This window comes from Bacillus sp. 2D03 (assembly GCF_003946765.1).
GTDB lineage: Bacteria > Bacillota > Bacilli > Bacillales > Bacillaceae_G > Bacillus_A > Bacillus_A cereus.
In genome coordinates this window covers 1-13138 of sequence record NZ_RPSJ01000020.1, presented here as the reverse complement: position 1 = coordinate 13138, position 13138 = coordinate 1, and the positions used below count along the sequence as shown (strand labels likewise).

The window sequence follows — 13138 nt, the reverse complement described above, 5'->3', positions numbered from 1 at the left end:
TTATTTTCCTAAACAAAATTGAGAGAACAACTGGTCAATTAAGCTTTCATGCACTGTGTCCCCAGTAATTTCACCAAGTATTTCCCACGTTCTTGTTAAATCAATTTGTACCATATCAATTGGTACACCATTTTCAATCGCCTCAACTGCATCACCGATTGTTTTTCCTGCTTGTGTTAATAATCCAATATGTCTCGCATTAGAAACATATGTCATATCTGCAGAATCGATTGTTCCTTCAAAGAATAAATCAGCTATTGCCTTTTCGAGTTCATCTATTCCTTGTTCTTCAATTAAGGATGTTGTAATAACACGATTTCCCGCGGCTAACTCTGTAACACGTTCCATATCAATCGCTTGCGGTAAATCAGTCTTATTCACAATAACAATAAAGTCTTTTCCTTGTACCGCACGGAATAGATCTTCATCCTCATTTGTTAAAGCCTCGCTATAGTTGACAACAACTAATACTAAATCCGCTTGGCTCATCATTTCTTTTGAACGTTCCACACCAATTCGTTCAACAACATCTTCTGTCTCCCGAATACCGGCTGTATCTATAAGTTTAAGAGGTACACCACGCACGTTAACGTACTCTTCAATAACATCACGAGTTGTTCCTGCAATATCAGTTACAATTGCCTTTTTCTCCTGAACAAGACTATTTAATAACGATGATTTCCCAACGTTAGGTCTACCGATAATTGCTGTAGCAATACCCTCACGTAAAATTTTCCCTTGTTTTGATGTTTCTAATATTTTTTCGATTTCCGAACGAACATGCGTCGCTTTCTCAATTAAAATATTATGTGTCATCTCTTCTACATCATCGTATTCTGGATAATCTATATTTACCTCAACATGAGCTAATGTTTCTAATATTTCTTGACGCAAAAGACCAATTAATTTAGATAATCGCCCTTCCATTTGATTAATTGCTACATTCATCGCACGATCTGTTTTTGCTCGAATCAAATCCATAACAGCTTCTGCTTGTGATAAATCGATACGTCCATTTAAAAAAGCACGTTTTGTAAATTCGCCCGGTTCTGCCAATCGTACTCCTTGTGCTAGAATAAGTTGCAATACTTTATTTACTGAAACAAGTCCACCGTGACAGTTAATTTCCACTATATTTTCACGTGTAAAAGTCCTTGGTGCGCGCATAATAGACACCATAACTTCTTCAATAACTTGATTTGTATCTAAATCAACAATATGACCATAATGAATAGTGTGAGAAGGAACCTCTGTTAAATCCTTCCCCTTAAAAATACGATTAACTTTCTCAACCGCATCATCCCCACTTACTCGAACAATGGCAATTGCACCCTCTCCAAGCGCTGTGGAAATCGCAGCAATTGTATCAAATTCCATGTCCTTTCACCTCACTTGCTTATTTATCTCTATTTCAACATGATTATTTCTTTCACTAAATTATTAGGATACCATAACGAACCTATCTACAAAAGAAGAATAACTCATTTTATTATATCCCCATGTAAAAAACACTAAACTTATTCACAGTGGATAAGTTTAGTGTTTTTTAGTTATCCACATCTATTTTTCGCTCAAAAAAACCGGCACTCATTTGAGCAACCGGTCATTTAGGAGATATTACAACATGCCGATGTGGTTCATTTCCTTCAGAAGTTGTATTGATACCTTGATGATTTGATAATGCCTGATGAATAATTTTTCGTTCAAAAGATGGCATCGGTTCTAAAATAACTCTTTTTTTCGTATTAAATACTTGTTTCGCTAATCGATAAGAAAGTGATTCTAACGTACTTTTTCTTTTACTACGATAATTTTCAGCATCTAGTGTAATACCGATATACTGCTTCGTGTTACGATTCGCGACAATTTTTGTTAAATACTGTAAAGAGTTCAATGTATTACCTCTTTTCCCAATTAAAACACCTACATTATCACCAGAAATTGTAAATTCAATTTCGCGTCCTTTTACAATTTTACTAATCTCAACTTCCACACCCATATCGTGAATAACATTTCTTAAATATTCTTCACATTCTTGAATTGGATCTTTCTTCAATACAACTTCTACTACTGCAGGACGATTCCCAAATAAACCTAAGAATCCTCTTTTACCCTCATCGACAATATTTATATCTACTCGATCTTTTGATGTATTTAATTGCCTTAAAGCATCCTCTACTGCCAGCTCGACTGTTTGTCCTTTAGCAGTAATTACACTCACTTGCTTGAGCCTCCAGCTTTGCTAGCCTTAATTTCTGGCCCTTTGATAAAGTACATTTGAGCAATACCAAAGATATTACCAACAACCCAGTAAAGTGATAATGCGGCTGGGAAGTTAATTGCAAAGATTAAAATCATAATCGGCATAAGCCAAAGCATCATTGCCATTTGCGGATTTTGACCAGCTGTTCCTGCCATTGCAAGCTTTTGCTGAATAAATGTCGTAATTGCTGCAACGACCGGTAAGATATAGAACGGGTCTGCATGTCCTAAATCGAACCATAAGAAACTATGTTGTTTAATTTCAGCTGTTCTCATAATTGCATGATAAAAAGCGAACAGAATTGGCATTTGAATAAAGATTGGTAAACAACCAGCTAATGGATTTACACCATTTTTTTGATATAACTGCATCATTTCTTGCTGCAGTTTTTGCTGTGTCGCTTGATCTTTAGAGCTATATTTCTCTTTTAACTTCACCATTTCCGGTTGTAACGCTTGCATCGCTTTCGTACTCTTCGTTTGTTTAATCATTAGTGGTAATAACGCAAAACGAATGATAAGAGTTGTAATAACAATTGCTAAACCATAATTACTGTTAAATAAGTCGGCAAAATACGTGATTAACTGAGAAAGCGGATATACGAAATATTCATTCCAAATCCCAGTACTTTTCGATGTAATCGGCTGACCCGTTTCACTACAACCGGTGGCAATCGCCATTAATGCAACGACCATGGCTAGTAAACCTAATTTCTTTTTCAAAGCCTACTCCTCCTTGTATCGGTATGTATATAGTGTAATTCATTTCCTTACGCTACTTTTTTATTCTTTTCATACCAGAGCGTTTAAAGACATGAATTAAGCTTTTCTTTACTTCTTCATATGTCATCTCTGCACAAGGCTTCCTTGCTATTATAACAAAATCTTTTCCAGAAGCTATCTCATCTTTTAACTCTGTAATAGCCTGACGGACCATGCGCTTAATTCGATTACGAACTACTGCATTTCCTATTTTCTTGCTAACAGAAAGGCCGATGCGAAAGTTTGGCTGTTCTTCTTTATCTAATTGGTATACAACAAACTGACGATTCGCATTTGATTTTCCTTTTTGAAAAACCGCCTGGAATTCATCATTCTTCTTTATACGATGTTTTTTCTTCATATCAATTGACACTCCTGTATTTCATCAGCGGAAATTCACTATTATTAGAAAAAAAGACCACTGAACGATCAGTGGTCTACGCAGATAATACTTTTCTTCCTTTACGACGACGAGCTGCTAGCACTTTACGTCCGTTCGCTGTGCTCATACGGCTGCGGAAACCATGTACTTTGCTGCGCTTACGTTTATTTGGTTGGTAAGTTCTTTTCATTATATGACACCTCCCTGAGGAATATCTGTTAAAGACAGTCCTATAAATTATAGTTAATCAACTAGGAAAATGTCAATGGTTCTAGAAATTTTCATCAAATATTCATTTTGAACCTATTCACATACTTTTTCACAGCATCTATATTTCCTTGTGGATAAATGTTTTTTTACGTTTTTTATATCCACAAACTTTTTTCACACTTTTACACAGTATATCGTGTTGTGGACAAGTTTATTCCACAAGGTATTGATTTTGTGGATAACTTTCTTAAATTCATTGCTATAGCCACTTTTTTTTGATATTATAGTTGTGTTTTCACTTTGAATAAGTTTTCCACACCTTTATCTTATCCACAATTTGTGTATAACATGTGGACAGTTTTAATCACATGTGGGTAAATAGTTGTCCACATTTGCTTTTTTTGTCGAAAACCCTATCTCATATACAAACGACGTTTTTAGGTTTTAAAATACGTTTCGTATAAATATACATTTTATATTTATTGGGTTGTACATTTGTTGCGCAACCTTATTCTTTTACCATCTTAGTAAAGGAGGGACACCTTTGGAAAATATCTCTGATTTATGGAATAGTGCCTTAAAAGAATTAGAAAAAAAGGTAAGCAAGCCTAGTTATGAGACATGGTTAAAATCAACAACGGCTCATAACTTGAAGAAAGACGTATTAACGATTACAGCTCCAAATGAATTTGCTCGTGACTGGCTAGAATCTCATTACTCAGAACTAATTTCAGAAACACTATACGATTTAACAGGGGCAAAATTAGCAATTCGCTTTATTATTCCCCAAAGTCAAGCTGAAGAGGACATTGATCTTCCTCCAGTTAAGCGGAATCCTGCACAAGATGATTCAGCTCATTTACCACAGAGCATGTTAAATCCAAAATATACATTTGATACATTTGTTATCGGTTCTGGTAACCGTTTTGCCCATGCAGCTTCATTAGCTGTAGCCGAGGCGCCAGCTAAAGCGTATAATCCACTCTTTATTTACGGGGGAGTTGGGCTTGGAAAGACGCATTTAATGCACGCGATTGGTCATTATGTAATTGAACATAATCCAAATGCAAAAGTTGTATATTTATCATCAGAAAAATTCACGAATGAATTTATTAACTCTATTCGTGATAATAAAGCTGTTGATTTTCGTAATAAATATCGCAACGTAGATGTTTTATTGATAGATGATATTCAATTTCTTGCTGGAAAAGAACAAACTCAAGAAGAGTTTTTCCATACATTTAATGCATTACACGAAGAAAGTAAACAAATTGTAATTTCTAGTGATCGACCACCAAAAGAAATTCCGACTTTAGAAGATCGTCTTCGTTCCCGCTTTGAATGGGGACTTATTACAGATATTACGCCACCAGATTTAGAGACACGAATTGCGATTTTACGCAAAAAAGCAAAAGCTGAAGGGCTTGATATACCAAATGAAGTTATGCTTTATATCGCAAATCAAATTGATTCAAATATTCGTGAATTAGAAGGTGCACTTATCCGAGTTGTAGCTTATTCATCTTTAATTAATAAAGATATTAATGCTGATTTAGCAGCTGAAGCACTTAAAGATATTATTCCAAATTCTAAGCCGAAAATTATCTCTATTTATGATATTCAAAAAGCTGTCGGGGATGTTTATCAAGTGAAATTAGAAGATTTTAAAGCGAAAAAACGTACAAAATCAGTTGCGTTTCCTCGCCAAATTGCAATGTATTTATCGCGCGAGCTTACAGATTCCTCTTTACCAAAAATAGGTGAAGAATTTGGTGGACGTGATCATACAACAGTTATCCATGCCCATGAAAAAATCTCTAAACTACTAAAAACCGATACGCAATTACAAAAGCAAGTTGAAGAAATTAATGGTATTTTAAAGTAGTAGCTGAATAGTGTGAATAACTTACCTTGTTTTACGCACAGTCTATCCACATGTAGATAGACTGTTTTTACATCCTTTATAGAGGTTATCCACATATCCACAAGCCCTATTACTATTACTACTATTTTTTTATCTTTATTAATTAAATAAAATCTTATACTTACCGGAGGTTTTTCTTTATGCGTTTTACAATACAAAAAGACTATCTTGTAAGAGGTGTACAAGATGTAATGAAGGCAGTTTCTTCTCGTACAACAATCCCCATTCTTACGGGAATTAAAGTTGTAGCTACTGAAGAAGGGGTTACATTAACAGGAAGCGATGCTGATATTTCTATTGAATCGTTTATTCCAGTCGAAGAAGATGGAAAAGAAATCGTAGAAATAGCTCAATCAGGAAGCATTGTTTTACAAGCAAAATATTTTAGTGAGATTGTAAAAAAACTACCTAAAGACACTGTCGAAATTTCTGTGGAAAATCATTTTATGACAAAAATAAAATCTGGAAAATCAGAGTTTAACTTAAATGGTTTAGATTCTGCAGAATATCCGTTACTGCCACAGATTGAAGAACATCATGTATTTAAAATACCAACAGATTTACTTAAACATATGATCAGACAAACTGTATTTGCAGTTTCTACTTCTGAAACAAGACCGATCTTGACAGGTGTAAACTGGAAGGTATATAACAGCGAGTTAACTTGTATTGCAACAGATAGTCATAGACTGGCACTTAGAAAAGCAAAAATTGAAGGACATAATATTGCAGATGAGTTCCAAGCTAATGTTGTTATTCCAGGTAAGAGCTTAAATGAATTAAGTAAAATTTTAGATGAGTCTGAAGAAATGGTAGATATCGTTATTACGGAGTATCAAGTATTATTCCGTACAAAACATTTATTATTCTTCTCAAGATTGTTAGAAGGAAATTATCCTGATACGACACGTTTAATTCCGGCAGAGAGTAAAACGGATATTTTTGTGAATACAAAAGAATTCCTACAAGCAATTGATCGTGCTTCACTATTAGCAAGAGATGGCCGCAATAACGTTGTTAAATTATCAACTTTAGAGCAAGAAATGCTAGAGATTTCTTCGAATTCACCAGAAATCGGAAAAGTTGTCGAAGAAGTACAATGCGAAAAAGTAGATGGAGAAGAGTTAAAAATATCTTTTAGTGCAAAATATATGATGGATGCATTAAAAGCTTTGGATAGTACAGAGATTAAAGTTAGCTTTACTGGGGCGATGAGACCGTTCTTAATTCGTACAGTAAATGATGATTCAATTATTCAATTAATTTTACCGGTTCGTACTTACTAGGTAAGGAATAAGGGTTGCTAGTTTAAAGATGCTAGTGGCCCTTATTTGATTTTTGGGTATTACTTTCCTAATGCTAGTTTATTTAGTACAATGAAAGAATGAACACTTTCAGAAAGTGAGCGATTTTATGAAACGTATTAAAATTTCAACAGAGTATATTACACTAGGACAATTTTTAAAGTTAGCTGATGTAATTGATACAGGTGGCGCTGTAAAATGGTTTTTACAAGAATATGAAGTGTACGTGAACAACGAACTTGAAAATAGAAGAGGTCGCAAACTATATGCGAATGATGTTATTGAAATTCCAGGAAGCGGAACTTTCCAAGTTCAGGCATAAAGGGGGAGCCCTTTGTTTATTTCAGAAATACAATTAAAAAACTATCGCAATTATGAAAAATTAGAGCTTTCCTTTGAAGATAAGGTAAATGTAATTATCGGCGAAAATGCACAAGGGAAAACTAACTTGATGGAAGCTATTTATGTTTTAGCGATGGCGAAATCTCATAGAACCTCTAATGATCGCGAACTTATCCGCTGGGATGAAGATTTTGGTCAAATAAAAGGGAAATTACAAAAAAGAAACAGTTCTTTGTCCTTGGAATTAAATATTTCGAAAAAAGGTAAAAAGGCAAAATTAAATCAACTTGAACAACAAAAGTTAAGTCAATATATTGGCGTGATGAATGTTGTCATGTTTGCCCCAGAAGATTTAAATCTTGTAAAAGGAAGCCCTCAAGTAAGAAGACGCTTTTTAGATATGGAATTAGGACAAATAGCTCCTGTATATTTGTATGAATTAAGTCAATATCAAAAGGTGCTCACGCAACGAAATCATTTGTTGAAAAAAATGCAAGGGAATAGTAAGAATGAGGAAACGATGTTGGATGTATTTACACTTCAACTAATTGAGCATGGTGCGAAGATACTGCAAAAACGTTTTGAATTTTTGCATTTGCTACAGGAATGGGCAGCTCCAATTCATCGAGGTATAAGCCGTGGATTAGAAGAGTTAGAAATTGTCTATAAACCAAGTGTAGATGTATCAGAATCAATGGATTTGTCGAAAATAAAAGAAGTATACTATGAAAGTTTTCAATCTGTGAAACAACGTGAAATTTTCCGTGGTACGACTTTAATTGGTCCTCATCGTGATGATTTACAATTCTTCGTTAATAGTAAAAATGTTCAAGTCTTTGGTTCGCAAGGACAACAACGAACGACCGCACTATCCCTAAAATTAGCTGAAATTGAATTGATTTATTCAGAGGTTAAAGAATATCCAATCCTTTTGTTGGATGATGTTTTATCAGAATTAGATGATTATCGTCAATCACATCTTTTAAATACAATTCAAGGAAAAGTGCAAACATTTGTTACAACGACGAGTGTCGACGGAATTGAACACGAAACATTAAAAGAAGCGAAAACAATTCATGTAACGAACGGCACTGTAGATTGTGAAATAGATAGGGAATAACCCCTGTTTAAATGGAAAAGTAGGTGATCTTTGTGTCAATGGAACAAAAGCAAATGCAAGAAAATGCATATGATGAAAGTCAGATACAGGTGCTTGAAGGACTAGAGGCAGTTCGGAAACGCCCTGGTATGTATATTGGATCTACAAGTGGAAAAGGGCTTCACCATCTTGTGTGGGAAATCGTAGATAATAGTATTGATGAAGCACTTGCAGGTTATTGTGATGAAATTAATGTTAGTATCGAAGAAGATAATAGTATTCGTGTAACGGATAATGGGCGTGGTATTCCGGTTGGTATACAAGAAAAAATGGGACGTCCAGCTGTAGAAGTTATTATGACTGTTCTCCACGCCGGTGGTAAATTTGGCGGTGGCGGTTATAAAGTTTCTGGTGGTTTACATGGTGTTGGGGCATCGGTTGTAAATGCTCTATCAACAGAATTAGAAGTATTTGTACATCGTGAAGGTAAAATCCATTACCAAAAATACGAAAGAGGTATTCCGGTTGCGGATTTAAAAGTCATTGGTGACACAGATCAAACAGGAACAATAACTCGATTTAAACCAGATCCGGAAATTTTCCAAGAAACAACAGTATACGATTTTGATACGTTAGCAACTCGTATGCGTGAATTAGCGTTTTTAAATCGTAATATTAAATTAACAATTGAAGATAAACGTGAACATAAGCAAAAGAAAGAATTCCATTACGAAGGTGGAATTAAATCATACGTTGAGCATTTAAATCGCTCAAAACAACCGATTCATGAAGAGCCTGTGTACGTAGAAGGTTCAAAAGATGGTATTCAGGTTGAGGTTTCTCTTCAATATAACGAGGGATACACAAATAATATTTACTCATTTACGAATAACATCCATACGTATGAAGGTGGTACACATGAGGTAGGTTTTAAAACAGCTTTAACTCGTGTAATCAACGACTATGGTCGTAAAAATAGCATTTTAAAAGATGCGGACAGTAATTTAACCGGTGAGGATGTTCGTGAAGGTTTAACAGCAATTGTATCAATCAAGCATCCAAATCCACAATTTGAAGGACAAACGAAGACAAAACTTGGGAATAGTGAAGCGAGAACAATTACAGAGTCTGTATTCTCAGAGGCGTTTGAAAAGTTCTTACTAGAAAATCCTAATGTAGCGCGAAAAATTGTAGAAAAAGGTACGATGGCTGCACGTGCACGTGTAGCTGCGAAAAAAGCGCGTGAATTGACACGTCGAAAGAGTGCGTTAGAAGTTTCGAGTTTACCTGGTAAATTAGCTGATTGCTCTTCGAAAGATCCAGCAATTAGTGAAATTTACATCGTAGAGGGTGACTCTGCGGGTGGATCTGCAAAACAAGGACGCGATCGTCATTTCCAAGCAATTTTACCGCTGAAGGGTAAAATTATTAATGTGGAAAAGGCACGCTTAGATAAGATTTTATCAAATGATGAAGTTCGTACAATTATTACGGCGATCGGTACAAATATTGGTGGAGACTTCGATATTGAAAAAGCACGCTATCATAAAGTTATTATTATGACCGATGCCGATGTTGATGGTGCACATATTCGTACCCTATTATTAACGTTCTTCTATCGTTATATGCGTCAAATAATTGAGTGTGGTTATATCTATATTGCACAGCCGCCGTTGTTTAAAATACAACAAGGTAAAAAAATTCAATATGCTTACAACGATAAGGAACTTGAAAAAATCTTAGCAGAATTACCGGCCCAACCTAAGCCAGGGATTCAACGTTATAAAGGTCTAGGGGAAATGAATCCAACTCAGCTATGGGAGACGACAATGGACCCAGAAGTACGTTCATTACTTCAAGTTTCCCTTCAAGATGCAATTGAAGCAGACGAAACATTTGAAATTTTAATGGGAGATAAAGTAGAGCCACGTCGTAACTTTATCCAAGAGAATGCAAAATACGTGAAGAACCTTGATATTTAAATGAGTAATGACAGGAATCTAAGTATTCCTGTCTTCTACATATAAATCAATGTATGTGTAACGGAAATGTAAGAGGAGGTGCTCGTTGATGTCAGACAATCAACAACAAGCACGAATTCGAGAAATTAATATTAGTCATGAAATGCGTACCTCATTTTTAGATTACGCAATGAGTGTTATCGTATCTCGTGCATTACCAGATGTTCGTGATGGATTAAAACCTGTGCATCGTAGGGTTTTATATGCGATGAATGATTTAGGAATTACAGCTGATAAAGCGTATAAGAAATCAGCACGTATTGTCGGTGAAGTAATCGGTAAGTATCACCCTCATGGTGATTCAGCCGTTTATGAAACAATGGTACGTATGGCGCAAGATTTTAGTCAACGTTATATGCTTGTAGATGGGCATGGTAACTTCGGTTCTGTAGATGGAGATTCAGCAGCGGCAATGCGTTATACAGAGGCAAGAATGTCTAAGATTTCTATGGAATTAATACGTGATATTTCAAAAAATACAATTGATTATCAAGATAACTATGATGGTTCCGAAAGAGAACCGATAGTACTACCAGCGCGTTTCCCTAATTTATTAGTAAACGGTACAACAGGTATTGCTGTTGGTATGGCAACAAATATACCGCCGCATCAGCTTGGCGAAGTAATTGATGGTGTGCTGGCATTAAGTCATAATCCTGATATTACTATCGCGGAATTAATGGAATATATTCCCGGTCCAGACTTTCCGACGGCAGGTTTAATTTTAGGAAGAAGTGGAATTCGAAGAGCTTATGAAACAGGTCGCGGTTCCATTATGCTTCGTGCTAAGGTTGAAATTGAAGAGAAGTCAAACGGTAAACAATCTATTATCGTAACTGAACTACCTTATCAAGTTAATAAGGCACGATTAATTGAAAAAATCGCAGAATTAGTTCGCGATAAGAAAATTGAAGGTATTACAGATTTACGTGATGAATCAGATCGTAATGGTATGCGTATTGTCATGGAAGTACGTCGTGATGCTAATGCAAACGTACTATTAAACAATCTATATAAACATACAGCGCTTCAAACAAGTTTCGGTATTAATATGTTGTCTCTTGTAAATGGGGAGCCACAAGTACTAAATTTAAAACAAAATCTATATCATTATTTAGAGCATCAGAAGGTAGTAATTCGTAGACGTACTGCTTATGAATTAGAAAAAGCAGAAGCACGTGCTCATATTTTAGAAGGATTACGAATTGCTTTAGATCATCTTGATGAAGTTATTACGTTAATTCGTAGTTCAAAAACGGCAGATATTGCCAAGCAAGGCTTAATGGAACGTTTTGGTTTAAGTGAGAAACAAGCGCAAGCGATTTTAGATATGCGTCTGCAACGTTTAACTGGATTAGAACGTGAAAAAATTGAGCAAGAATATCAAGACTTAATGAAGTTAATTGCTGAATTAAAAGCGATTTTAGCAGATGAAGAAAAAGTTCTTGAGATTATTCGTGAAGAATTAACAGAAGTAAAAGAGCGTTTCAATGATAAGAGACGAACAGAAATTACAATTGGCGGTATGGAATTTATTGAAGATGAAGATTTAATTCCTGAACAAAACATTGCGATTACGTTAACTCATAACGGTTATATTAAGAGGTTACCAGCTTCTACGTACAAAACACAGAACCGTGGGGGACGTGGTGTGCAAGGAATGGGTACAAATGATGATGACTTTGTTGAACATTTATTAACAACGTCTACTCATGATCATATTTTATTCTTTACAAACAAGGGTAAAGTATACCGTACGAAAGGATATGAAATTCCAGAGTATAGTCGTACTGCAAAAGGACTACCAATTATTAACCTATTAGGGGTAGATAAGGGTGAGTGGATTAACGCTATTATTCCAATTCGTGAATTTGGTGACGATCAGTTCTTATTCTTTACGACAAAACAAGGGGTTTCTAAGAGAACGCCACTTTCATCATTTGCAAATATACGTACAAATGGTTTAATTGCAATTTCTCTTCGTGAAGAGGATGAGGTAATATCTGTACGTTTAACATCGGGTGATAAGGATATTATTGTCGGGACAAGTAACGGTATGCTAATTCGTTTCAATGAACAAGATGTTCGTTCTATGGGACGTAATGCTGCAGGTGTTAAAGCTATTACGTTGGGCGATGAAGACCAAGTTGTAGGTATGGAAATTGTCGAAGAGGATGTAAATGTTCTAATTGTAACGAAAAATGGTTACGGAAAGCGTACACCGATTGATGAATACCGTCTGCAAAGTCGCGGTGGTAAAGGTCTGAAAACTTGTAACATTACAGATAAGAACGGTAAATTAGTAGCTGTTAAATCTGTTACAGGTGAAGAAGATATTATGTTAATTACAGCGGCAGGCGTTATTATTCGTATGCCAGTTGATCAAATCTCTCAAATGGGACGTAATACACAAGGTGTTCGTCTAATTCGATTAGAGGAAGACCAAGAGGTAGCGACGGTAGCAAAAGCACAAAAAGATGAAGAGGAAGAAACGAGTGAAGAGGTTTCTTCAGAAGAATAAGAGAGGGGATTTTCCCTCTCTTTATTTTTTTATAATAATACTTGCATAGGGAAGAGAAAGCCTATATAATAGGCAGAGTCAGCAAATGAGAGATACAACCTATCGAAAAAACTTGTTGACGAAAATAATATACTATGATATATTATAAAAGTCGCTGAAACGCGATATTGAACTTTGAAAACTAAACGAAACAAACAACGTGAAACGTCAATTTTTATTTTAGATGCTAGACAAACTAACTTTATTGGAGAGTTTGATCCTGGCTCAGGATGAACGCTGGCGGCGTGCCTAATACATGCAAGTCGAGCGAA

At 35.4% G+C, this 13138-nt stretch carries 11 protein-coding genes and 1 rRNA gene; 7 read left to right on the top strand and 5 right to left on the bottom strand.

The window, feature by feature from the left end:
• The 5 genes from mnmE to rpmH all read right to left on the bottom strand — a co-directional run bounded on the left by mnmE (position 1) and on the right by rpmH (position 3596).
• Positions 1–1377: a tRNA uridine-5-carboxymethylaminomethyl(34) synthesis GTPase MnmE gene (mnmE, locus tag EBQ15_RS28665; protein WP_000393769.1), complete on the bottom strand. Its 1377-nt coding sequence runs from the start codon at positions 1375–1377 to the stop codon at positions 1–3.
• A 226-nt stretch (positions 1378–1603) separates the two neighbouring features.
• Complete coding sequence (gene jag / locus EBQ15_RS28660) at positions 1604–2221, bottom strand: RNA-binding cell elongation regulator Jag/EloR (RefSeq protein WP_000111514.1); 618 nt, start codon at positions 2219–2221, stop codon at positions 1604–1606.
• Positions 2218–2985: a YidC family membrane integrase SpoIIIJ gene (gene spoIIIJ / locus EBQ15_RS28655; RefSeq protein ID WP_000727737.1), complete on the bottom strand. Its 768-nt coding sequence runs from the start codon at positions 2983–2985 to the stop codon at positions 2218–2220. Before spoIIIJ ends, jag begins: the two co-directional genes overlap by 4 nt.
• A gap of 52 nt (positions 2986–3037) precedes the next feature.
• A complete protein-coding gene (rnpA, locus tag EBQ15_RS28650) occupies positions 3038–3385 on the bottom strand; it encodes a ribonuclease P protein component (protein WP_000726619.1) in 348 nt (115 codons plus the stop codon).
• A gap of 76 nt (positions 3386–3461) precedes the next feature.
• Positions 3462–3596 carry a 50S ribosomal protein L34 gene (rpmH, locus tag EBQ15_RS28645; RefSeq protein WP_000831901.1) on the bottom strand — a complete coding sequence of 45 codons (135 nt, stop codon included), beginning with the start codon at positions 3594–3596 and terminating at the stop codon, positions 3462–3464.
• A 564-nt stretch (positions 3597–4160) separates the two neighbouring features.
• Here rpmH and dnaA point away from each other — a divergent pair.
• The 7 genes from dnaA to EBQ15_RS28610 all read left to right on the top strand — a co-directional run.
• Positions 4161–5501, top strand: coding sequence for a chromosomal replication initiator protein DnaA (dnaA, locus tag EBQ15_RS28640; protein WP_000428018.1), 1341 nt, complete (start codon positions 4161–4163; stop codon positions 5499–5501).
• Positions 5502–5680: 179 nt separating this feature from the next.
• The gene (gene dnaN / locus EBQ15_RS28635; protein WP_001212884.1) at positions 5681–6826 is read left to right on the top strand and encodes a DNA polymerase III subunit beta; all 1146 of its coding nucleotides are present in this window, start codon (positions 5681–5683) and stop codon (positions 6824–6826) included.
• Between the two features lie 127 nt (positions 6827–6953).
• Positions 6954–7166, top strand: coding sequence for a S4 domain-containing protein YaaA (gene yaaA / locus EBQ15_RS28630; protein ID WP_000821364.1), 213 nt, complete (start codon positions 6954–6956; stop codon positions 7164–7166).
• 12 nt (positions 7167–7178) lie between these two features.
• On the top strand, positions 7179–8306 hold the full coding sequence (gene recF, locus EBQ15_RS28625) for a DNA replication/repair protein RecF (protein ID WP_000470745.1): 1128 nt from the start codon (positions 7179–7181) through the stop codon (positions 8304–8306).
• Positions 8307–8344: 38 nt separating this feature from the next.
• Positions 8345–10267, top strand: a complete 1923-nt coding sequence (gene gyrB / locus EBQ15_RS28620) for a DNA topoisomerase (ATP-hydrolyzing) subunit B (RefSeq protein ID WP_000435982.1) — start codon at positions 8345–8347, stop codon at positions 10265–10267.
• An 88-nt stretch (positions 10268–10355) separates the two neighbouring features.
• Entirely contained in the window at positions 10356–12827 is a 2472-nt protein-coding gene (gyrA, locus tag EBQ15_RS28615; protein ID WP_001282864.1) for a DNA gyrase subunit A, read from the top strand.
• Positions 12828–13068: 241 nt separating this feature from the next.
• Positions 13069–13138: ribosomal RNA gene (locus tag EBQ15_RS28610) — 16S ribosomal RNA — on the top strand; the annotation flags it as partial.